This is a genomic window from Janthinobacterium sp. PAMC25594 (assembly GCF_019443505.1).
Classification (GTDB): domain Bacteria; phylum Pseudomonadota; class Gammaproteobacteria; order Burkholderiales; family Burkholderiaceae_D; genus Janthinobacterium.
On record NZ_CP080377.1, the window covers coordinates 3,114,145 to 3,134,784 of the forward strand.

General features: G+C 61.2%; 20 protein-coding genes. 9 read left to right on the plus strand and 11 right to left on the minus strand.

Annotation, left to right across the window (positions count from 1 at the left end; genetic code table 11):
- Positions 1–115 precede the first annotated feature (115 nt).
- Complete coding sequence (locus tag KY494_RS14005; RefSeq protein ID WP_219891338.1) at positions 116–1,210, plus strand: anhydro-N-acetylmuramic acid kinase; 1,095 nt, start codon at positions 116–118, stop codon at positions 1,208–1,210.
- Positions 1,211–1,274: 64 nt separating this feature from the next.
- On the opposite strand, the gene erpA is transcribed toward KY494_RS14005, so the two are convergent.
- The 5 genes from erpA to rplM all read right to left on the minus strand — a co-directional run bounded on the left by erpA (position 1,275) and on the right by rplM (position 4,256).
- Positions 1,275–1,637 carry an iron-sulfur cluster insertion protein ErpA gene (gene erpA, locus KY494_RS14010; protein ID WP_029496047.1) on the minus strand — a complete coding sequence of 121 codons (363 nt, stop codon included), beginning with the start codon at positions 1,635–1,637 and terminating at the stop codon, positions 1,275–1,277.
- A 94-nt stretch (positions 1,638–1,731) separates the two neighbouring features.
- Positions 1,732–2,121 carry a polymer-forming cytoskeletal protein gene (locus tag KY494_RS14015; RefSeq protein WP_219891339.1) on the minus strand — a complete coding sequence of 130 codons (390 nt, stop codon included), beginning with the start codon at positions 2,119–2,121 and terminating at the stop codon, positions 1,732–1,734.
- A gap of 90 nt (positions 2,122–2,211) precedes the next feature.
- Complete coding sequence (gene argC / locus KY494_RS14020) at positions 2,212–3,249, minus strand: N-acetyl-gamma-glutamyl-phosphate reductase (RefSeq protein WP_219891340.1); 1,038 nt, start codon at positions 3,247–3,249, stop codon at positions 2,212–2,214.
- A gap of 176 nt (positions 3,250–3,425) precedes the next feature.
- Positions 3,426–3,818: a 30S ribosomal protein S9 gene (rpsI, locus tag KY494_RS14025; protein ID WP_010393285.1), complete on the minus strand. Its 393-nt coding sequence runs from the start codon at positions 3,816–3,818 to the stop codon at positions 3,426–3,428.
- Positions 3,819–3,827: 9 nt separating this feature from the next.
- The gene (gene rplM, locus KY494_RS14030; RefSeq protein ID WP_010393282.1) at positions 3,828–4,256 is read right to left on the minus strand and encodes a 50S ribosomal protein L13; all 429 of its coding nucleotides are present in this window, start codon (positions 4,254–4,256) and stop codon (positions 3,828–3,830) included.
- Between the two features lie 225 nt (positions 4,257–4,481).
- Here rplM and KY494_RS14035 point away from each other — a divergent pair, with 225 nt between their 5' ends.
- Positions 4,482–4,904: an OsmC family protein gene (locus KY494_RS14035; RefSeq protein ID WP_071079492.1), complete on the plus strand. Its 423-nt coding sequence runs from the start codon at positions 4,482–4,484 to the stop codon at positions 4,902–4,904.
- Positions 4,905–5,013: 109 nt separating this feature from the next.
- On the opposite strand, the gene coq7 is transcribed toward KY494_RS14035, so the two are convergent.
- Positions 5,014–5,658, minus strand: coding sequence for a 2-polyprenyl-3-methyl-6-methoxy-1,4-benzoquinone monooxygenase (gene coq7 / locus KY494_RS14040; RefSeq protein WP_219891341.1), 645 nt, complete (start codon positions 5,656–5,658; stop codon positions 5,014–5,016).
- A gap of 87 nt (positions 5,659–5,745) precedes the next feature.
- The gene (locus KY494_RS14045) at positions 5,746–6,177 is read right to left on the minus strand and encodes a hypothetical protein (protein WP_219891342.1); all 432 of its coding nucleotides are present in this window, start codon (positions 6,175–6,177) and stop codon (positions 5,746–5,748) included.
- Positions 6,178–6,325: 148 nt separating this feature from the next.
- On the opposite strand from KY494_RS14045, the gene KY494_RS14050 reads away from it, so the two are divergent.
- The 4 genes from KY494_RS14050 to KY494_RS14065 all read left to right on the plus strand — a co-directional run bounded on the left by KY494_RS14050 (position 6,326) and on the right by KY494_RS14065 (position 12,957).
- On the plus strand, positions 6,326–7,105 hold the full coding sequence (locus KY494_RS14050) for an ATP-binding cassette domain-containing protein (protein WP_219891343.1): 780 nt from the start codon (positions 6,326–6,328) through the stop codon (positions 7,103–7,105).
- Between the two features lie 3 nt (positions 7,106–7,108).
- Positions 7,109–8,305 carry an ABC transporter permease gene (locus tag KY494_RS14055; protein WP_219891344.1) on the plus strand — a complete coding sequence of 399 codons (1,197 nt, stop codon included), beginning with the start codon at positions 7,109–7,111 and terminating at the stop codon, positions 8,303–8,305.
- A 169-nt stretch (positions 8,306–8,474) separates the two neighbouring features.
- Complete coding sequence (locus KY494_RS14060) at positions 8,475–9,368, plus strand: ABC transporter ATP-binding protein (protein ID WP_096233797.1); 894 nt, start codon at positions 8,475–8,477, stop codon at positions 9,366–9,368.
- Positions 9,369–9,378: 10 nt separating this feature from the next.
- Complete coding sequence (locus KY494_RS14065) at positions 9,379–12,957, plus strand: M1 family aminopeptidase (RefSeq protein WP_219891345.1); 3,579 nt, start codon at positions 9,379–9,381, stop codon at positions 12,955–12,957.
- A 53-nt stretch (positions 12,958–13,010) separates the two neighbouring features.
- Here KY494_RS14065 and KY494_RS14070 read toward each other — a convergent pair whose 3' ends face one another.
- The 4 genes from KY494_RS14070 to KY494_RS14085 form a co-directional block, all read right to left on the minus strand.
- Positions 13,011–13,397: a hypothetical protein gene (locus KY494_RS14070; RefSeq protein WP_219891346.1), complete on the minus strand. Its 387-nt coding sequence runs from the start codon at positions 13,395–13,397 to the stop codon at positions 13,011–13,013.
- Positions 13,398–13,565: 168 nt separating this feature from the next.
- Positions 13,566–15,029 carry a catalase gene (locus tag KY494_RS14075; RefSeq protein ID WP_219891347.1) on the minus strand — a complete coding sequence of 488 codons (1,464 nt, stop codon included), beginning with the start codon at positions 15,027–15,029 and terminating at the stop codon, positions 13,566–13,568.
- 93 nt (positions 15,030–15,122) lie between these two features.
- Positions 15,123–15,779: a DsbA family protein gene (locus tag KY494_RS14080; RefSeq protein WP_219891348.1), complete on the minus strand. Its 657-nt coding sequence runs from the start codon at positions 15,777–15,779 to the stop codon at positions 15,123–15,125.
- A gap of 20 nt (positions 15,780–15,799) precedes the next feature.
- Complete coding sequence (locus tag KY494_RS14085) at positions 15,800–16,669, minus strand: MBL fold metallo-hydrolase (protein WP_219891349.1); 870 nt, start codon at positions 16,667–16,669, stop codon at positions 15,800–15,802.
- Positions 16,670–16,939: 270 nt separating this feature from the next.
- Here KY494_RS14085 and KY494_RS14090 point away from each other — a divergent pair, with 270 nt between their 5' ends.
- From KY494_RS14090 to KY494_RS14100, 3 genes are all read left to right on the plus strand, one after another.
- The gene (locus KY494_RS14090) at positions 16,940–18,391 is read left to right on the plus strand and encodes an alkaline phosphatase (RefSeq protein WP_219134970.1); all 1,452 of its coding nucleotides are present in this window, start codon (positions 16,940–16,942) and stop codon (positions 18,389–18,391) included.
- A gap of 29 nt (positions 18,392–18,420) precedes the next feature.
- The gene (locus tag KY494_RS14095) at positions 18,421–19,830 is read left to right on the plus strand and encodes an alkaline phosphatase (protein ID WP_219891350.1); all 1,410 of its coding nucleotides are present in this window, start codon (positions 18,421–18,423) and stop codon (positions 19,828–19,830) included.
- Between the two features lie 76 nt (positions 19,831–19,906).
- Positions 19,907–20,632 carry a hypothetical protein gene (locus KY494_RS14100; protein ID WP_219891351.1) on the plus strand — a complete coding sequence of 242 codons (726 nt, stop codon included), beginning with the start codon at positions 19,907–19,909 and terminating at the stop codon, positions 20,630–20,632.
- The last annotated feature ends 8 nt before the right edge of the window (positions 20,633–20,640 follow it).

Below are 20,640 nucleotides of genomic sequence, written 5' to 3' on the forward strand. Positions count from 1 at the left end.
ACCTTCTGGCAACATATAAAGGCACCGCCCATGCAAATGGCCGGTGCCTTTGTTTTATGTCCGCCGGAAAATGCGGCACAATGCACCCATCACTGACGCACTCAAGGAAACACCCATGCTGTATATCGGTTTGATGTCGGGCACCAGCCTGGACGGCGTCGACGGCGCCCTGGTCGACTTTTCCGACGATGGCGGCGTGCGCAGCCTGGGCGATGCGTATATTCCCTTCCCCGCCAGCCTGCGCGTTGACCTGATGGCATTGCAAAGTGCCGGCCAGAATGAAATCGAACGCGAAGCGCTGGCGGCCAATCAACTGGTACGCCATTACGCCGACTGCGTCGCCCTGCTGTTGAGCGACGCGGGCATCGGACCGGACGCCATCGCCGCCATCGGCGCGCATGGCCAGACCATCCGCCACCGCCCCGAACTGGGCTTTACGCGCCAGTTGAACAACCCGGCCCTGCTGGCCGAACTGACGGGTATCGATGTCATCGCCGACTTGCGCAGCCGCGACGTGGCGGCCGGCGGCCAGGGCGCGCCGCTGGTGCCCGCTTTTCACCAGGCCATTTTCAATTTACCCGGCCACACGCGCGTGCTGGCCAATATCGGCGGCATCAGCAATATCAGCGTGCTGCACGCGGACGGCACGGTGACGGGCTACGACACGGGCCCCGGCAATGCGCTGATGGATGGCTGGGCCCTGCGGCACCTGGGACAGCCGTATGACGCCAACGGCGCCTGGGCCGCCACGGGTAAAGTCTTGCCTGCCCTGCTGGCGGAATTGCTCAATGAAGCCTATTTTGACTTGCCGGCGCCGAAAAGCACGGGCCGTGACCTGTTCCATGCCGACTGGCTGCAGGACAAGCTGCGCAACTATCCGCATGCCACAGCTGCCGACGTGCAGGCCACCCTGACGCAACTGACGGCCGCCAGCCTGGCGCATGCCATCGCGCGCGACGGGGCGCAGGCGGAAACCGTGTATGTATGTGGCGGCGGCGCGCAGAACGCCAGCTTGATGGCAGCGCTGGCCGCTGCATTGCCGGGCATGGCGGTAGAGTCTACGCAAGCCTTGGGCGTGGCGCCCAGCCAGGTCGAGGCGCTGGCGTTTGCCTGGCTGGCCTGGCGCTTTACGCAGCGTAAACCAGGCAACTTGCCGGCCGTGACGGGTGCGCAGGGCTTACGCGTACTGGGTGCGCTGTATCCGCGTTGAGAGGATGTAGAAACACAAATAGCGGATCGATGATCCGCTATTTTTACATTCCGGTAAAACTACTTTATACCGAGAACGAAGAACCGCAACCACAGGTAGACGTCGCCGTCGGATTCTTGATCACGAACTGCGCGCCTTCCAGGTCATCCTTGTAATCGATTTCCGCGCCGACCAGATACTGGTAGCTCATGGAATCGATCAACAACTGGACGCCGTTCTTGACCATGGTGGTGTCATCTTCGTTGACGATTTCGTCGAAGGTGAAGCCGTACTGGAAGCCGGAACAGCCGCCACCCTGCACGAAGACGCGCAATTTCAGGTCGGGATTGCCTTCTTCCTCGATCAGCTGCGCGACTTTTTCGGCGGCGCTATCGGTAAAGATGATAGGCGAAGGGATCACATCTTGCATTTCAGCGACTGCATTCATTTCAGACTCCTCAGAAAACATAGCCTCATTATAGACTGTTGGCACAACTCGCGCTGCGGCCGCCGCTGATGCCGCTGGGCGGTGTTGTTCCTGCTCACATTTCCGACACGGCCAGGTGCAGCACGGGGTCGGCGCTGTCGTGGCGACTGAGCTTTCCTTGCACCAAGGCGCCGCTGTGCATTTCCAGCACCTTGTAATACACCTCCCCTACAATGCGGGCTTTCGGCTGGATTTCAAGCATTTCAGACACATACACGGGGCCATTGATCTCGCCGCTGACGACCAGGCTGGAGCAGCGCACTTCGCCATCAATGCGCCCCGCCTCGCCCAGCACCACATGCGTGAGCTCGCCCGGCTCGCCCGTGACATTGCCGCGCACATGGCCATCGATGCGCAAGCCGCCGCAAAACAGCAAGTCGCCCTCGATCCGCGTGGAGGCGCCGATCAGGGTGTCGATGGGGTTTTTCGCGTTGCGCTCGAACATGAACGTCATCCTGTTGGTGTACGTGGCAGTCCAATTTAGCACAGGTCCGGCAAAAAGGCGCCGCACCTGCGCAAGCACGGCTGCCTATTTTTATGGCAGCAAGGCGATATGTTGCAAGCCGGCCGTTTCTTTCAATCCAAACATCAAGTTCATGCACTGCACGGCCTGGCCCGATGCGCCCTTGACCAGGTTATCCTGCACCACCAGCACGATGACGGTATTGCCGCCTTCGGGACGGTGCAAGGCCAGGCGCAGCATGTTCGAGCCGCGCGTGGAGCGCGTTTCCGGGTGCGAGCCGAATGGCATCACGTCGACGAAAGGCTCATCCTTGTATTGCTCTTCGAACAAGGATTGCAATTCTTCATTGCTGACATCCTTGTTCAGCTGCGCGTACAGGGTCGAGTGCATGCCGCGGATCATCGGCACCAGGTGCGGCGTGAAGGTCAGCCCCACTTTGTCGTCCGTGAAACGCTGCAATTGCGCCGTCGTTTCCGGCAGGTGGCGGTGACCGGCCACGCCGTAGGCCTTGAAGCTGTCGCTGCTTTCCGAAAACAGGATGCCGATTTCCGCCTTGCGGCCGGCGCCGGACACGCCCGACTTGCAGTCGGCGATCAAGCCGCCGGCGTTGACGAGGCCCGCCTTGAGCAGCGGGTAAAAGCCCAGTTGCATGGTGGTCGGATAGCAACCGGGGTTGGCGATCAGGCTGGCTTTTTTAATGTCTTCGCGGTTCAGTTCCGGCAAGCCATACACGGCCTGCTCGATCAGCTCCGGGGCCGTATGGGGAATCTTGTACCATTGCTCGAACTTGGCCTGGTCTTTCAGGCGGAAGTCGGCGGCCAGGTCGATGACTTTCACGCCGGCGGCCAGCAAGGCTGGTGCTTGCGCCATGGCAACACCATGCGGGGTGGCAAAGAAGACCACGTCGCACTGTTCCAGATTCGCCTTGTCCGGCGAAGTAAACGCCAGTTTGACGTGGCCACGCAGGGAAGGATACATGTCAGCAACGGGCAAGCCATCTTCCTTGCGCGAGGTAATCGCCGTCAACTCAACATCTGGATGGGTAGCCAGCAAGCGCAGCAATTCCACGCCCGTGTATCCAGTGCCGCCGACGATGCCAACTTTGATCATGTTCTTTCCTTGTGTATAGATTGAGATTGCATAAAGATGAAGTGAAACGCTACCCCTGCGGGTTTTCCGCGTATTTTACAGCGCAACGGCGCATCCCGCTGAAATGCAAAAAAGCCGCGGGACCGAAGTCCAGCGGCTTTTCGAGCAGCACCTCGAAAGGTGCTGTAGCGTAAGAATTAACGCTTCGAGAATTGCTTTGCGCGACGTGCTTTGCGCAGACCAACTTTTTTACGCTCGACTTCACGTGCATCGCGGGTCACGAAGCCGGCTTTCGCCAGTTCCGGTTTCAGCGCTGCATCGTAGTCGATCAGAGCGCGGGTGATGCCGTGACGAACTGCACCAGCCTGGCCCGACTCACCGCCGCCATGGACGTTGACTTTGATGTCGAAACGCTCGACATTGCCGGTCAGTTCCAGAGGTTGACGGATGACCATCAGACCTGTTTCGCGCGAAAAGTATTCGTTTGCTGGTTTGCCGTTAACAACGATCAAGCCTGTGCCAACTTTGATAAAAACCCGAGCCACTGCACTTTTGCGACGGCCGGTTCCATAATTGTAATTACCGATCATGTCAGTTCCTTAGAGAACAAGTGCTTTAGGTTGCTGAGCAGCGTGCGGATGGGAACCTTCCGCGTACACTTTCAGCTTCTTGATCATTGCGTAGCCGAGTGGGCCTTTAGGCAGCATGCCCTTGACCGCTTTCTCAAGCGCGCGACCTGGAAAACGCTGTTGCATTTTCTGGAAGTTGGTTTCGTAGATGCCGCCTGGATAGCCAGAGTGACGGTAGTAAATTTTCTCAGTAGCTTTGGTACCGGTCACACGCAGTTTGCCTGCGTTGATGACGACGATAAAGTCGCCGGTATCGACGTGAGGAGTAAATTCTGGTTTGTGTTTGCCGCGCAGTCGGAGTGCCACTTCGCTGGCAACACGTCCGAGGACTTTGTCCGTCGCGTCAACCACGAACCAATCGCGCTGGACTTCATGTCCTTTAGCGGAAAATGTTTTCATGTTGACTTCCTAATAGATTACACGCTCAAATGGTGGTTCCGCCGATGCTGCTGTGCGGACTCTGCCTTATTTACTTTTCCTGAGCGAACGGAAAGCCGACAAGTATAAGCGGCTTTGCCTTGCCGCGTCAAGCCACGATGCGGACCGGCTGCGGGCCGGCGGGCGGCACATGGACAGGCATTCCTCTATTACAATACAAAACGCTTACAATTTTCGGAGAGTACGATGGAATGCAAAGTCAGCTGGAATGGCCCGTCGGGCATGAGTTTTCGGGCAGAAACCGGTTCCGGCCACCTGGTGACCATGGATGGCGCGCCCGACGGCGGCGGCCACAACCTGGCGCCGCGCCCCATGGAAATGGTCTTGCTGGGCACGGGCGGCTGCACCGCCTATGACGTGGTGCTGATCCTGAAACGGGGACGCGAAGCCGTCAGCGGCTGCGAAGTGACCCTGAAGGCCGAGCGCGCCGACACCGACCCGAAAGTGTTTACCAAGATCCACTTCCATTTCACCGTGCGGGGCAAGGCCCTGAAACCGACGGCCGTGGAACGGGCCGTGACTTTGTCGCACGACAAATATTGCTCGGCGTCGATCATGCTGGCGAAAACTGCCGAGATCACCCACTCGTTCGAAATCATCGAGGAATGAGGTAGGTCGGATTAGCGGGGCCGCCGAGGTGCGCCAGCGCGTAATCCGACAATACCCGTAACGCCAACAATGTGTCGGATTACGCGCGGCATTGCCGCGCTAATCCGACCTACAGGTAATACGCTGTCTTCGTCATCACTTTGCCCATCAAGCCCATCAGCGCCTTGACGGGCGCCGGCGTATCGATGGCGCCCAGGCGCTGCGCCGCGGCGCCGTGTTCCACTTCGTCGAGGGCCATCTGCTTGACGATGGCACGCGATTTCGCGTCCTGCGGCGGCAATTCCTGCAAGTGGCTGGCCAGGTGCGCTTCCACCTGGCGCTCCGTTTCCACCACAAACCCCAGGCTGCGGCCGTCGCCCATGCGCGCGGCGATAGTGCCCAGCGCAAACGAACCCGCATACCACAGGGGATTGAGCAGGCTCAGACGCGAGCCCAGCTCCGTCAGGCGCTGCGCCGTCCAGGCCAGGTGGTCTTCCTCTTCGCGTCCCGCCTCATCGAACTGGGCGCGGATGGCCGGGCTGTGCGCATAGCGCGCCTGCGAGTTGTACAGGGCTTGGGCGCACACTTCGCCCACGTGGTTGACGCGCATCAAGCCGGCGCTGTGGCGCTGCTCGGCCGCGCTCAGCTGTGCATCGGGCGCGTGCGCGGCCGGCGAGGGACGCGAGGCCGAGGCCACGCCCGCGATCACACGCAGGGCCTTGTCGGCGCCAACAATCAAACGATCCAGGGGGTCAAAATGGCGGTTCGCGGTCATCGTGGCTATGCTCATGAGTAGTAAAGCATGAATTATAGGACGATAGCGGCCAGCAGTCCCCACGCCGCGCGCAGGGCGAACGGGGCTTTATTGACTTGTGCGCGCTTTTTCCTGCTCGATCCAGTCGACCACGGGGCCGACGGCATCGAGGCCGGACAGGCTTTTCGCCACGCCCAGGTTCAGTGAAACCAGGAAGGAAATGCTGTCGACGGGGATGTCCGGGCAGTATTCGGCAAACGCGGCGCGAAAACGCTCCGACTGCAGCACGCGCAAGACTTTCTCGCCGCTCATGAATTGCAGCACGCTGGCGATGCTGTGCCCGCCACCAATCGAGTGATAAATAAAGCGGTTGTACCTGGCGTCGATCTGCTTGAAATCGAGCGTTTCCTCCGTCATCAGGCCGGCCAGGTAGTACAAGCCCAGACTGACACGGAAGAAACCGATGGCTTCGGCACTGGTCATGCCGGCGCGCGCCACGGCCAGTACCTTGTCCTGCATCGCCTGATCGATCGTTCGCATTGCACTCTCCTGCGCCGTCCGCCGGCGCCCACCGGGCCAGCTTGCATGAAGATGCTGCTTTTTTCAATAGACCAAACGATATTTCCGTCTTGCAAGTTACATTTTTTGCATGCTACTCTCGTTCTTCACCGTCAAATGGATGAAGCACATGATTGAAGTCAAGCATCTGGCAAAACGTTTCCGCATGCCGCCCCAGAAGGGCAAGGGCGTGCACGTCAGCGATCCGCGCGAGCATGAGGGCTGGTTTCACGCCGTGCGCGACGTCAGTTTCAGCTGCGCCCCGGGCGAGGTGCTGGGCTTGCTGGGTCCGAATGGCGCCGGCAAGACGACCACCCTGCGCCTGCTGTCGACGGCCCTGCAAGCGGACGCGGGCAGCGCCCTCGTCAACGGCGTCGATGTGCTGCGCCAGCCGCTGGTGGCGCGCCAGAGCATCGGTTTCCTGTCCGGCTCGACGGGCTTGTATGGGCGCCTGACGGCGCGCGAGAACGTGGAATATTTTGGCCGCCTGCACGGCATGCCGGCCGACAAATTGAAACGCCGCTGCGACGAGCTGTTTGCCCTGCTGCACATGGAGGAATACGGCGGCAAGCGGGCCGATCAGTTGTCGACGGGCATGAAACAGAAGTGCGCGATCGCCCGCACCGTCGTGCATGAGCCGCAGGTGGTGATCCTCGACGAACCGACCACGGGCCTGGACGTGATGTCGGCCAAGATCCTGCTCGACTTCATCGCCAGCTACAAGGCGCTGCGCGTGCCGCTGATCTTTTCCACGCACCATCTGCACGAGGTGGAAAAGCTGTGCGACCGCGTCTGCATCATCAACCGTGGCACCACCGCCTTCCATGGCACGGTCAACGAACTGCGCCACCTGGGCGGCAGTGCCGATCTGTACGATGCCTTCGTCAGCGTCATCAACCAGGGAACCTGAGCCATGTGGACCATTTATCTGAAAGAGTTGCTGGAACTCACGCGCGACCGCAAGACGCTGATTTTCACCATCCTCATCCCCATCTTTGCCATGCCGCTGATCTTTGGCGGCTTCGCTTATGTTTCAAACAATATGTTCAAGAACGCCAAGACGGCGGAAATGCGCTATGCGCTGTTCGGCAAGGACCATTCGCCGGGCCTGAGCGCGCGTTTTGCGCAGCAGCACAACTTGCGCGAAGTGCCGCTGGCCAGCGAGGCGGAGATTCGCCGCGCCATCGGCGACGACAGCATCAAGTTCGCCGTCGTCATCCCGCCGCATTTTGAAGAGGCGCTGCAGCAACGGCAACAGGCCAAGGTGGTACTGCACTACAACAGCGCCAGCACGGTCGACGTGACCCAGCAGCGGGTGCGCGAGATTATCGATACCTACAACGCCAGCCTGCGCGAAGGGGCGCTGTCGGCACTGAACCTGAGTCCGGCCCAGCTGGCCTTCGCCCTGCACCCCATCGTGCTCGACAAGCAGTCGACGGCCAACGAGCGCGAGCAGATGGGCGCCATCGTCGGCGGCATGCTGCCCTATCTGCTGCTGATGGTATGCCTGACGGCGGCCATGTATCCGGCCATCGACCTGGGCGCCGGCGAAAAGGAGCGTGGCACGCTGGAAACCCTGCTGCTGGCGCCCGTGCCGCGCAGCGCCATCGTGCTGGCCAAGTTCCTCGTGTTGTTCACGGTGGGCATGACCTCGGCCGTGTTGATGGTGGGCAGCATGGGCGCCCTGCTGGCCATCTTCGGCAGTTCGCTCGAAGGCAACATGGCCGTCATGGTGCGCAGCATCGGCTTGCCCGACCTGGCCATGGTGACCCTGATGCTGGTGCCGACGGCCGCCATCTTCGCCTCGCTGCTGCTGTCGATCTCGATCTACGCGAAAAGCTACAAGGAAGCGGCCGGCATGATCACGCCATTGATGCTGTTTGTCATCCTGCCCACGGTGGCGGCCATGCTGCCCGGCGTCGAACTGAACTGGATGTGGGCCATGGTGCCGCTGACGAATGTATCGCTGGCCATGAAGGAGCTGGTCAAGGGCACCATGGATTACCGCATGTTCGGCGTGATCCTGGCCTCGACCACGGTGATCGCGGGCGCGCTGCTGATGCTGTGCCGCTGGTGGTTTAACCGCGAATCGGTTCTGTTCCGCAATTAAGCTTGCAAATGACTCGCGGCGGGGTGCCATCCACCCCGCCCATCCGCACTCTGGCCACGCGAAAATGCCGTGTATCGCATGCAACTGCCCAGTACGTCGTAAATTCAATACAATGCCAGCATAGAGTAGCCCTGTAGCATCGGGCAGCAACGCATGAGTCAGGAGTTGTATGGAATTGCAGATTCGCAAATTGTCGAAAACCTACGCGAATGGCGTGGTAGCGCTGGATAACGTGTCGCTGACGATACCGCCCGGAATGTTTGGCTTGCTGGGCCCGAATGGCGCGGGCAAGTCGACCCTGATGCGCACCCTGGCCACCTTGCAGGAATGCGATTCCGGCTCCATCTTCTTCGGCGACTACGACGTGCTCGACGACAAGGACGAGATCCGCCGCATGCTGGGCTACCTGCCGCAAGACTTCGGCCTGTACCCGAAAGTGACGGCCTACGAACTGCTCGACCACTTCGCCATGCTAAAAGGGCTGTCGCAGCGGGCGCGCCGGCGCGAGGTCGTCGATGGCCTGTTGCAGCAAACCAATCTGTTCGACGTGCGCCACCAGCGCCTGGGCAGCTTTTCCGGCGGCATGCGCCAGCGCTTCGGCATCGCGCAAGCCCTGCTGGGTGACCCGAAACTGATCATCGTCGATGAGCCGACGGCCGGCCTCGACCCGCAGGAGCGCGTGCGCTTCCATAATCTGCTGTCCGATATCGGCGAAGACAAGACGGTGATCCTGTCGACCCACATCGTCTCCGACGTGGCCGACCTGTGCGCCAACATGGCCATCATCAACAAAGGGCATTTGCTGCTGTGCGGCAAGACCCAGGAACTGATCGATGAAGTCAGCTGCAAGATCTGGGCGCGCTTTGTCGAAAAGAAAGAACTCGCCAGCTTCCAGCAGCGCCACGCCGTCATTTCCACGCGCTTGCTGTCGGGCCGCACCCTGATCCACGTCTACAGCGACGACGACCCGGGCGACGGCTTCGAGGAAGCCATCGGCGACCTGGAAGACCTGTATTTCGCCACCATTGCCGGGCGCCACCGCGTCGCCCCGCAGTGCGACTGAGGGGGCGGCCATGTTTGCCATCGCCCGCTTTGAAGCGCGACAGCGGCTCAAGCTGCTGTCCACCTGGGTGTATTTCGCCATGTTCCTGGCGCTGGCCATGCTGTGGATGGCCGCCGCCGGCGGTGTCTTCAAGGAAGCGAGCATCAGCTTCGGCGGCAAGTTCCTGATCAACGCGCCCCGCTCGCTGGCGTTCACGTGCAGCCTGCTGGGCTGCTTCGGCGCCGTGGTGGTGGCCGCCATGATGGGCCGCTCGGTGCAGCAGGATTTCGAGCACGGCATGCAGCATTTCTTCTTCAGCGCGCCGATCAAAAAATACCAGTATGTCTTCGGTCGCTTCCTCGGCGCTTATCTGGTGCTGGCCGTGGTGTTTTCCAGCATCGTCATCGGGGCCTGGCTGGGCGCCTGGCTGCCCGGCATCGATCCCGAACGGCTGGGGCCACAGCGCGCGCTGGCCTATTTGATGCCATATGTATTTACCCTGCTGCCGAACCTGTTCATCTTCGGCGCCATCTTCTTCGTCATCGCGGCCCTGACGCGGCGCATGTTGCCCGTGTACATTAGCTCGGTGGTCATGCTGATCGGCTACCTGGTGGCGCCCTCGCTGGCGCGCGACCTCGACTACAAGACCCTGGCCGCCCTGATCGACCCCTTCGGCACCACGGCGCTGATACGCCTGACGGAATACTGGCCGAATGCGGAGCGCAACACGCGCCTGGTGCCCCTGGAAGGCGTGTATTTGCTGAACCGCGCCATCTGGTCCGGCTTCGCTCTGGTGGCCTTGCTGCTCGGCTACTGGCGCTTCCAGTTCCACGCCACGACGGACGCGGGCGCCAGCAAGCGCCGCAGCGAGGGCGATGTACCGCTGCGCCTGTCGAGCGCTTCGCTGTCCACGCAGGAAGCACCTGATTTTGCGCAGCGCAACCTGGCCGCCCTGCTCGTCAAGATGAGCTGGCTGAACCTGCGCGAAACCATCAAGAACATCTATTTTGTCGTCATCGTGCTCGCTGGCGTGCTGACCATGTATGCGGGCGCGCTGGACATGGGTTCCATGTACGGCACGAATACGTATCCCGTGACGGAAAAAGTGCTGGACATGGTCAGCGCCTCGTTCGCCCTGTTCATGCTGGTCATTACCACCTTCTATGCGGGCGAACTGGTGTGGCGCGAACGGGAAACGCACATCGAGCTGATGCTCGACGCCCTGCCCGTGCCAAACTGGCTGCCCCTGCTGTCGAAGCTGTTCGCCCTGATCGGCCTGCAAGCATTGCTGAGCCTGGTCATCATGCTGTGCGGCATGTCGATCCAGGTCTTCAAGGGCTATTACCGCCTCGACCCCGGCCTGTACCTGGAATCGCTGTTCCTGTCGCACCTGCCCTACTACGCACTGATCGCCGTGCTGGCCATCTTTTTGCAGGTAGTGATCAATCACAAGTACCTGGCGTATTTCGCCATGATTCTGTACCACATCGCCAGCATCAGCTTTGCCTCGCTGGGCCTGGGCGACCCGCTGCTGCTGTACGCCAGCACGCCGGACTTCATCTATTCAGCCATGAACGGCGCCGGCCACTATGTGTTGCGCGAGCGCTGGTACTTGCTGTACTGGAGCGGCGCGGCCGTCATGCTGACGCTGCTGTCGCTGCTGTTCTGGCCCCGTGGCGCGCAGGATAGCTGGCGCATCCGGCTGCGCCTGGCGCGCCACGGCCTGACGCAAGGCGTGCTGGCCAGCTTTGCCGTCGGCGCCCTGATCTTCGTCAGCGCCGGCGGCGTGCTGTTCTACGTCTTCCACGTGGCCAACGACTACAAGTCCGACTATGCGCGCGATGCGGACCGCGCCAGTGTCGAGCGCCAGTACCGCAAGTTTGCCGCCACGCCGCAGCCGAAAATCACCGACGTGAAACTCGACGTGGCCATCTACCCGGCGCAGCGCACCCTGGCCGTCACGGGCCGCTACCTGCTGCAAAACAAGACCAGCCTGCCGATCAGCCACATTTTTGTGCAGCAAGACCCGACGGCCACCATGCGCCTGCGTTTCGATGCGCGCGTGCACCCCGGCATCGATGACGGCAAGCTGGGCTTTTACAGCTACCGTCTGGCCGCGCCGCTGGCGCCGGGCGCCAGCCTGGGCCTCGATTTCGACATTGCCTATGCGCCGCGCGGCATCTTCGGCCTGGGCCAGGACACGCCCGTCGTGGCCAACGGCACCTTCTTCACGAATGCCGTGCTGCCGCACATCGGCTACCAGCCGCAGCTGGAATTGACGGACCCGCGCGACCGCAAGAAACACGGTTTGCCGGCGCGCGAACGGGCCTTGCCGCGCGACGATGCGAAGGGATTGGCCGACAATTACGTCAGCATTGACGCCGACCGCATCAATTTCGACGCCACCGTCAGCACCGTCGACGGCCAGACGGCCATCGCGCCGGGCATGCTGGACAACGACTGGATCGCCAACGGCCGCCATTACTTCCATTACACGATGGACCAGCCTATCCTGAATTTCTACGCGTTCCAGTCGGCCCGCTACGCCGTCAAGCACGAGCGCTGGCAGGATGTGGCCATCGACGTGTATTACCATCCTGGCCATGAATACAACCTCGATCGTTTCGTGCGTGGCAGCAAGGAAGCGCTCGATTACTACACAAAAAACTTCGGCCCCTACCAGCACAAGGTCTTGCGCATCGTCGAATTCCCCCGCTACGCCACGTTTGCGCAGTCGTTCCCGAACACGATTCCGTATTCGGAAGGCCTGGGTTTCATCGCCAAGGTGGACGACAAGAATCCGAAGGACCTCGACTATCCGTTCTACGTCACGGCGCATGAAGTGGCGCACCAGTGGTGGGCGCATCAATTGGTGGGCGGCAACACGCGTGGCGCCACCGTGCTCAGCGAAACCCTGGCCGAATATTCGGCCCTGATGGTGATGAAAAAAACCACGGGGCCGGCCAAGATGCGCCGCTTCCTGCGCTATGACCTGAACCAATACCTGATGGGACGCAGCGAAGAACGCAAGAAGGAGCTGCCGCTGGCCGAGAATGAAAACCAGGCTTACATCCATTACCACAAGGGCAGCCTGGCCATGTATTTGCTGCAGGACATGATCGGCGAAGACAAGGTCAACGGCGTGCTGCGCGAGCTGCTGAAGACTTACGGCCAGAAGGGACCGCCGTATGCGAGCGTGACGGCGCTGGTCCAGGGCTTGCGCCAGGTCACGCCGCCCGAGCAGGCTTACCTGATCGACGATCTGTTCGAGAAAATCGTGCTGTTCGACAACCGCGCCCTGTCGGCCAAGGCCACCAAACGCGGCGATGGCAAGTACGCCGTCACCCTCAAGGTGCAGGCGAGCAAATTGATGGCCGGCGAACAGGGAGAGGAACACGATGCGCCCCTGCATGACTGGATCGAGATCGGCGTCGACGACGCGAATGGCCAACCGCTGCTGCGCGAACGCCTGCGCATGACGGCGCGCGAAGCGAGCTATACCGTCATCGTCGGCAGCCGGCCCGGCAAGGCGGGCATCGACCCCGACAACAAGTTGATCGACCGCAAGCCCGATGACAATATGGTCACCGTCGAGCTCGACGAACCGTGACGAAAAATGGCCACCCTGGACAGGTGGCCATTTTTTTCAGTGTCGCACGGGAATCAGGCCGCGGCGCAGCGCGTCACCAGGCTCAGGCTGATGCCCATCTCCGTCAGGTGCTGCATGTCGGCCAGGGTCAGGTCCAGCGGCGCATCGACCGTGTCGTCGCCGTTCAACTCCAGTTGCAGCTCGGCCACGATGCGCGGCATGGTGAAGCTGACGCCGCGCGAACGGCATTCGGCCAGGTAGCTGCGTATGCGCGAGGGCAACACTTGCACTTTGGTGGCCTGCGCGATGACGACTTCGAAGCCCGAATCGAGATGCACGCGACCCGAGGTGCCCTTCGCCTCGCCCTTGCGCCATTGCCGCTCCGGATCGGTGGGCAAGACTTCGAGAATGGATTTGAGCGTGGGATCGTCCCCATGCACCGACAGCTTCACCATATTCATATTGCAAGACTTTCTAGTCAGGACGCCGCCAGGAAGGCGGCGCGATCATCAGACCGACAAGTCTACGCATGGAAGGCAAATATGTCCATACGGCAATATTTTATATCGAGCACTAATTTGTGCTGCATCAAACAGGCGGAACAAGCTTGTTCCGCCTGCAACACTCCATTACAGGGAGACGCCGCGTGCCTGCAAGGCGGCCCGCACGCCGGCACCGTAGGCGGCATCAGCCTGGTCGAAGTGGGCGAGCTGACGCTGCAAGGTTTCCGGTCGCACCAGACTCAACGGTCCTGCCAGGTTGTCGAACAGGTTTTGCTGCGCCTGGGTGGACATCAACCGGAACAGATTGCCGGCCTGCGTGTAATCGTCTTCCACGCCGCGTCCATCATAACGGGCCGCGCCGCCGTCGAGCGCCAGCGCCGGTTCACCATGGCCCAGCCCTTGCGGCTGCGTGCCTGCCGCCGCCACGTTGGCGTAATTCTGCGCCGAACTGCCATTGTGGATGGCCATGCCGCCGTCGCGCTGCTGGTTATGGAAGGGGCAGCGGGCCGCATTCACGGGCAGATGCTGGTGGTTGGTGCCGACCCGGTACAGCTGGGCGTCGTGGTAGGCGAACAAGCGGCCTTGCAGCATTTTGTCCGGCGAGTATCCCATGCCCGGCACGGCATTGGCCGGCGAAAACGCCGCCTGCTCGACTTCCGCGTGGTAATTGTCCGGGTTGCGGTTCAGCTCGAAAATACCGACGGGCAGCAGCGGGAAGTCCGCGTGCGGCCACACCTTCGTCAGGTCGAACGGGTTCCAGCCCGTACGCTGCTCCCAGGCATCAAGTTGCTCCTGCGTCGCCACCTGCAGCTTGACTTCCCACTGCGGGAAATCGCCGCGTTCGATGGCGCCGAACAGGTCGCGCTGGGCGTAGTCGGGGTCGGCACCGGCCAGGCGGCCCGCTTCCGCCGCAGGTAAATTTTTGATGCCCTGGCGCGTCTTGAAGTGCCATTTCACGTACACGCGCTGGCCGTCCGCATTGATCAGGCTATACGTGTGGCTGCCGAAGCCATCCATGTGGCGGTAGCCGTCCGGCGTGCCCCGGTCCGAGAACAGCATGGTGACCTGGTGCAAGCTTTCCGGCGCATGGCTCCAGAAGTCGAACATCATCTCGGCCGATTTCAAGTTGCTTTGCGGATCGCGCTTTTGCGTGTGGACAAAGTCAGGAAACTTGATCGGGTCCTTGATGAAGAACATCGGCGTGTTGTTGCCGACCAGGTCCCAGTTGCCCTCTTCCGTATAAAAACGCACGGCGAAGCCGCGCGGGTCGCGTTCCGTATCTGCACTGCCGCGCTCGCCACCGACGGTGGAAAAGCGGGCGAAGGTGGCTGTCTGCTTGCCCACTTCGGCAAATAATTTGGCCTTGGTGTAACGCGAAATGTCGTGCGTGACGGTAAAGGTGCCGTAGGCGCCCGAGCCTTTCGCGTGCACCACGCGCTCGGGGATGCGCTCGCGGTTGAAATGCTGGAGTTTTTCGATCAGGTGAAAGTCTTGCAGCAGCAAGGGGCCGCGGGGGCCGGCGCTGATGGAATTCTGGTTGTCGGCGACGGGAATACCCGAGGCGGTGCTGAATGGCGGCTGTTGACTCATGACTGCTTTTCCTTCGTTGTTGACTGATGGAAGCAGTGTAATGAAGTCAACAACAAAGGAAAAGATAATTGATTTTATCGAATCGATAGATATTTACAATGCACAGCCATGGGCGTCACACACGCCACCGAGTTGCGCCTGCAACTTCGCCGGCTGGCCCAGATAATCGCCGATGTCGATCACGGACAACTTGCCGCTGCCATCGTCGAGCACGAACGTGGGAAAGCCCTGGCCGCCCACCTGCGCCAGCAAGGCGCGGCTGGCGTCGATGTGCCGCTGCGTGGCGGCACCCGCCTGCCGCGCATACTCGGCCTGGAAGGCGGCGCCATCCATGCCCAGCTCTTGCGCCAGCGCCAGCAGCACGGGCAGGTCGGCGATGCGCAAGCCATCCACGTAATGGGCACGCTGCACGCGCCGCAGCATGTCCAGGCCCTTGCCTGCCAGGACTTCCGCCGCCAGGATGGCCGTGATCGGCGGTTCGGAATCCATCATGGCCGTGGTGTCGTTCAGCAAGCCGTTGACATAGGCGTCGCCGAAAGGCTGGCCTGACAGTTGCTCGATACGCCGGTCATGCGGCAGCACATAGCCGCGCCATGCGGGCGTGATCTGACGGCGATTGCTGCCCGTCATCATGCCGCCGCCGTGGAAGGCCACCGCCAGGCCGGGCACGGCGCGCGCCGCCTCGACCAGCGGCGCCGCGCCGTAGCACCAGCCGCACAGCGGGTCGAAAATGTAGTGCAGTGTGGGCATGATAGCTTCCTTGTTGCCGCTTACCATTTCATTTCACCTTTGGCCACTTTCGCGCTCGTTTCTAAAGCGCCATCGAGGCCCAGCTTCGGATAGCGCATTTTCATCGCCTCGATCAGTGCGGCCGAATTGGCGGCCTTGGCCGTTTCCGCTTCGAACGTCACCAGGTAGTCGCGCGTAAAACCGATGCTGTCGGGCGTCAGGGGCGAACCCACCTTGAAGTGACCGGGCACGACGGTGACGGGTTTCAGCGCGGCGATGCCATCGAGCGTCTTGAGCCAGTCCTGGCGCGATTGCACGCTTTGCGTATCGGCCGTCCAGACGTGCAGGTTGCCAAACAGCACCACGCCGCCGACGACGGCCTTGATCGACGGAATCCACACATAGGTGCGCGATGGCGTCGGGCCGGCGATATCGAGCGACTGGCCTTCCAGCGTGATGCGCTGGCCTTTCAACGCTTCGGGAATGACGATGCTGTGCGGCGCATTGTCTTTCAAAATCGGCCCCCAGTAGGCGACCTTGGCATCCATCTTGCGGCGGATCTCGGCCACGGTGTCCGGCGTGGCGACGATTTTTGCCTGTGGGAAAGCTGCCTTGATCACGTCGAGGCCAAAGTAAAAATCGGGATCGCTGTGGCTGATGTACACCGTCGTCAGTTTCTTGCCGCTGGCGCGGATCTTTTCCACCAGCTTTTGCGCTTCGGCGCGGGAAAACTGGGCATCGATCAGCACGGCGTCATGCTTGCCCGCGACCAATACGGAAGCGACGGGGAAGATGGCCGCTTCGCCCGGGTTGAAGACTTCCAGGGTCAGGGGGGCGCTGGCGGCGGCCGAGGCCGCGCCGGCGGCAAACAGGGTGGAAACAAGAACGCTGCTGATGGATTTGGAGAACATGATGCGCCTTCACAAGATGATTGGGATGCATGCATCTTACGTTGCTTCATTCGGTAGAAAAACCCAATAAAACGCAATAGTTTGTTGCATATTTCGATGCAATCTACCAATGACTGGCGCGATACGGTGTATTTTTCCAGCAAGGACGTGCGCAAAAGCCGCGCCACCTGCGCCTGCGCAGCAGCGTCACAAAACATGTCACAGCGTCATCAGGGTGTCACATTGGATTGCTATCTTGCTAGCTCTTTCAAACCTAGCCGGATGAACCACATGACACGCAGAAAAATTTCCGTCGCTGGCTGCAGCGTCGCCATCACCCTGATGCTGGCCGCTTGCGGCAGTGATGCAAAAAAAGAAGAGGTAGTGGCTGAGGCCCCGCCGAAAAACGTCATTTTCTTCCTCGGCGATGGCATGGGCCTGACCACCATGACGGCCGCGCGCATCTACTCGGTAGGCGAAGAGGGCGCACTGACCATGGACACCTTGCCAGAAACGGCCTTCGTCAAGACCTTTTCGAACGATGCGCAAGTCACCGACAGCGCGCCATCGATGGCCGCCTACATGACGGGCGTCAAGATGAACAATGAAGTCATTTCCATGTCGACCAACACGCTCGCCATCGATCCGGGCAAGGATGTCAACGGCAACAAGCTGGTCAACAAATGCGGCACCGGCAACGGCACGCCCGCCACCACCTTGCTGGAACTGGCCAAGGCCAAGGGCTACGCAGCCGGCGTCGTCAGCACGACGCGCGTGACGCACGCCACGCCGGCGGCTACCTACTCGCACATCTGCCACCGCGACCTGGAAAACGATATCGCCGCAGCGCTCGTGCCAGGCGGCACGGGCTACAACAGCGCTTTGGGCACCACCGGCCTGGAAGTGGTGCTCGGCGGCGGCGCGCAATTCTTTACGCCATTCAAGAACGGCGGCAAGCGTTCCGACGACCGCGACCTGGTGGCCGAGCTGAAAGCGAAGAGCTACACCATCGCCAACAACGCCACCGACTTCAAGGCTGTCGATCCGGCCAAGACGGAGCGCCTGTTCGGCGTGTTCACCTCCAGCCACATGAGCTACGACCTGGACCGCGATGCGGCCAAGGAACCTAGCCTGGCGGAAATGACCACCAAGGCCATGGATGTATTGGCCAAGAACAAGAAGGGTTATTTCCTGATGGTCGAAGGCGGCCGCATCGACCATGCGCTGCACGAAACGACGGCCAAGAAGGCCCTGCAAGACACGGTTGCTTTTGACAACGCCATCAAGGCGGCCATCGAAAAAGCCAAGCTCACCGATCCGACCCTGGCCAATACCCTGATCGTCGTCACGGCCGACCATGACCACACGCTGGTGCTGAACGGCTACGCCAAGCGCACGGGCAAGACGGCTGCCGGCAACCCTGGCGTGCTGGGCGTGGTGAAGAATTACGTCACCGGCGCGGTCGAAAAAGACCTGGACGGCGCACCGTATTCGATCATCGGCTTCGGCAATGGCGAAAAGCGCACGCAATCGAGCCGCGCCACCATGGCCAGCCTCGATGAAACCGTCACCAGCGCCAATGATTACCATCAGGAAGCGGTGATCCGCACCTCGGTCGGCAATGAAACCCACGGCGGCACCGACGTCTTCCTGGGCGCCATCGGCAAGGGTTCGGAAACCTTCCTGGGCACCATCGAGAACACCACAGTATTCGGCCTGGTCAAGACCGCCGGCGGTCTGTAATCCCCAAGAGACAAGAATTGGACAAGCACATGAAACTCGCATTGAAACCCGCCCTGAAACTCTCCTTGCTGACCACGCTCGTGGCCGCCAGCGTCGCCAGCGCCTATGCCGCCGACGCCAAGAACGTCATCTTCTTCCTCGGCGACGGCATGGGCCCTTCCGTCGTGACGGCGGCGCGCATCTTCAAGTACAAGGAAGAAGGCAGCCTGAACATGGACAAGCTGGAACGCACGGCGCGCATCAAGACGTTCTCGCACGATGCGCAAACGACGGACAGCGCCCCATCGATGGCCGCCTACATGACCGGCGTCAAGATGAACAATGAAGTCATCTCGATGGCGCAGGAAACCATCGCCAAGGAACCCGGCCGCGACGCCAACGGCAACCTGGGCGTGGACAACTGCCCGGCCGGCGGCAAGAGCGTGCCGACCATCCTGGAACTGGCGAAAGCCAAGGGCAAGGCCGTGGGCGCCATCACCACCACGGAATTGACGCATGCCACGCCGGCGACGACCTTCTCGCACATCTGCAACCGCAATGCGCAATACGCGATCGCCGCGCAAACGGCGCCGGGCGGCGCCGGCTACAACACGGCCCTGGGCGACGGCGTGGACGTGCTGATGGGTGGCGGACGCAACCACTTCACGCCATGGTCGGCCAGCAACAAGGGCGGCCGCGCCGACGGCCGCAACCTGTTGACGGAATTCGCGGCCAAGGGCTATACCGTGGCCGCGACGAAAGCGGAAATGCTTGCCGCGCCAGCCAACAAGAAGTTCATCGGCCTGTACAGCGCGAAGAGCCACCTCGACTATGAACTGGACCGCACCTCGTCCAAGCCATCGGCCGACGGCGCCAACCAGCCTAGCCTGTCGGAAATGACGCTGAAAGCCATCGACCTGCTGTCGAAAAACAATGCTGGCTACTTCCTGATGGTCGAAGGCGGCCGCATCGACCACGCTTTGCACGGCATCAATGCCAAGCGCGCGCTGGTCGACACCATCGCCTTCGACGACGCCATCAAGGCGGCCATCGACAAGGTCAGGGAAACCGATCCGAAGCTGGAAAATACCCTGATCGTCGTCACGGCCGACCACGACCACACCTTGGCGTTCAACGGCTACGGCAAGCGCGGCAACCCTATCCTCGACATCAACCGTAGCTACAAGGATAACGCGCCAAGCAAGGATGAAGACGGCAATACCTACACCACCCTGGTGTTCGGCAACGGCCCGAACCGCCCTGACCTGCGCACCAACGTCGACAGCGCCACGGCCCTGTCCGACAACTACCTGCAAGAAACAGGCGTGCGCCTGGCCAGCGAAACCCACGGCGGCGGCGACGTCAAGCTGCTGGCCACGGGCGCCGGCGCCAAGGCCTTCAAGGGCACGCTGGACAACACCAAGGTATTTGACTTGCTGAAGGCGGCATTCGGCTTCTGATCTGCATCAACACGGTAACCCCACCGGGGCGGATGGCAGTTTTGCCCTCCGCCCCTCTGCACGTAAAGGCAACACCATGAAATCGACCCTGATCGCCGTCCTCCTGGCCGCCGGCTTTGCCGCCAGCGCGCAAGCCGCTCCTGCAACCCCTTCCGCTCCCGCCGACCTGGACCTGGGCATCACTTATTACAGCCGCGTGCTGACGCCGGAAGGCGTGACGCGCGAAAGCCGCTACGAAGAAAAAATGCTGCGCCGCCCCGGCCACGTGTGGGTCGAGCGCGTGCTGGCGCCGTCGACCGACGCGCATGCCGGCCACAAGCATGGCGAAACCACCAAAGTCGCGCTGAAGGCCACGCAACATGAACACAAGCACTTCAATCCCGTGCTGATACCGCGTCACGTGATGCTGGAAAAGAACACCGTGCGCGTGGAATACATCGATGCACACGACAAGATCGTCGTCTCGATTCCCAAGGCCGAGTACGAAAACGTCAATTTCGACGGTTCCTGGGAAAACAGTTTTTATTTGCTGGACCCGAAACTGATCACCGCCATGCCACTGTCGAAACAGGCGTCGAACGTGACGGGCGCGCGCTGGCGCGAAGTGGAAAAGAATGGCGTGTTCCAGCGCATCCTGTGGGATGAGCAAAAACAGATTCCCCTGATCATCGAAAGCGGCGACCGCGCCAACACTTTTTATCGCCGGGTCGACGTCAAGCTGCAGCCGACCGTCAGCAAGGCGCAGCCGTGGGCGAATTTGCAGAATTACGCGCAGCGCGAGTATTCCGACTACCTGGACTAAGAGCCAGG

What these genes read in the sequence shown, in the direction of transcription:
- KY494_RS14005 (WP_219891338.1), top strand. Translation starts at nt 116, where the DNA reads ATGCTGTATATCGGTTTGATGTCGGGCACCAGCCTGGACGGCGTCGAC.
- erpA (WP_029496047.1), bottom strand. Translation starts at nt 1,637, where the DNA reads ATGAATGCAGTCGCTGAAATGCAAGATGTGATCCCTTCGCCTATCATC.
- KY494_RS14015 (WP_219891339.1), bottom strand. Translation starts at nt 2,121, where the DNA reads ATGTTCGAGCGCAACGCGAAAAACCCCATCGACACCCTGATCGGCGCC.
- argC (WP_219891340.1), bottom strand. Translation starts at nt 3,249, where the DNA reads ATGATCAAAGTTGGCATCGTCGGCGGCACTGGATACACGGGCGTGGAA.
- rpsI (WP_010393285.1), bottom strand. Translation starts at nt 3,818, where the DNA reads ATGATCGGTAATTACAATTATGGAACCGGCCGTCGCAAAAGTGCAGTG.
- rplM (WP_010393282.1), bottom strand. Translation starts at nt 4,256, where the DNA reads ATGAAAACATTTTCCGCTAAAGGACATGAAGTCCAGCGCGATTGGTTC.
- KY494_RS14035 (WP_071079492.1), top strand. Translation starts at nt 4,482, where the DNA reads ATGGAATGCAAAGTCAGCTGGAATGGCCCGTCGGGCATGAGTTTTCGG.
- coq7 (WP_219891341.1), bottom strand. Translation starts at nt 5,658, where the DNA reads ATGACCGCGAACCGCCATTTTGACCCCCTGGATCGTTTGATTGTTGGC.
- KY494_RS14045 (WP_219891342.1), bottom strand. Translation starts at nt 6,177, where the DNA reads ATGCGAACGATCGATCAGGCGATGCAGGACAAGGTACTGGCCGTGGCG.
- KY494_RS14050 (WP_219891343.1), top strand. Translation starts at nt 6,326, where the DNA reads ATGATTGAAGTCAAGCATCTGGCAAAACGTTTCCGCATGCCGCCCCAG.
- KY494_RS14055 (WP_219891344.1), top strand. Translation starts at nt 7,109, where the DNA reads ATGTGGACCATTTATCTGAAAGAGTTGCTGGAACTCACGCGCGACCGC.
- KY494_RS14060 (WP_096233797.1), top strand. Translation starts at nt 8,475, where the DNA reads ATGGAATTGCAGATTCGCAAATTGTCGAAAACCTACGCGAATGGCGTG.
- KY494_RS14065 (WP_219891345.1), top strand. Translation starts at nt 9,379, where the DNA reads ATGTTTGCCATCGCCCGCTTTGAAGCGCGACAGCGGCTCAAGCTGCTG.
- KY494_RS14070 (WP_219891346.1), bottom strand. Translation starts at nt 13,397, where the DNA reads ATGAATATGGTGAAGCTGTCGGTGCATGGGGACGATCCCACGCTCAAA.
- KY494_RS14075 (WP_219891347.1), bottom strand. Translation starts at nt 15,029, where the DNA reads ATGAGTCAACAGCCGCCATTCAGCACCGCCTCGGGTATTCCCGTCGCC.
- KY494_RS14080 (WP_219891348.1), bottom strand. Translation starts at nt 15,779, where the DNA reads ATGCCCACACTGCACTACATTTTCGACCCGCTGTGCGGCTGGTGCTAC.
- KY494_RS14085 (WP_219891349.1), bottom strand. Translation starts at nt 16,669, where the DNA reads ATGTTCTCCAAATCCATCAGCAGCGTTCTTGTTTCCACCCTGTTTGCC.
- KY494_RS14090 (WP_219134970.1), top strand. Translation starts at nt 16,940, where the DNA reads ATGACACGCAGAAAAATTTCCGTCGCTGGCTGCAGCGTCGCCATCACC.
- KY494_RS14095 (WP_219891350.1), top strand. Translation starts at nt 18,421, where the DNA reads ATGAAACTCGCATTGAAACCCGCCCTGAAACTCTCCTTGCTGACCACG.
- KY494_RS14100 (WP_219891351.1), top strand. Translation starts at nt 19,907, where the DNA reads ATGAAATCGACCCTGATCGCCGTCCTCCTGGCCGCCGGCTTTGCCGCC.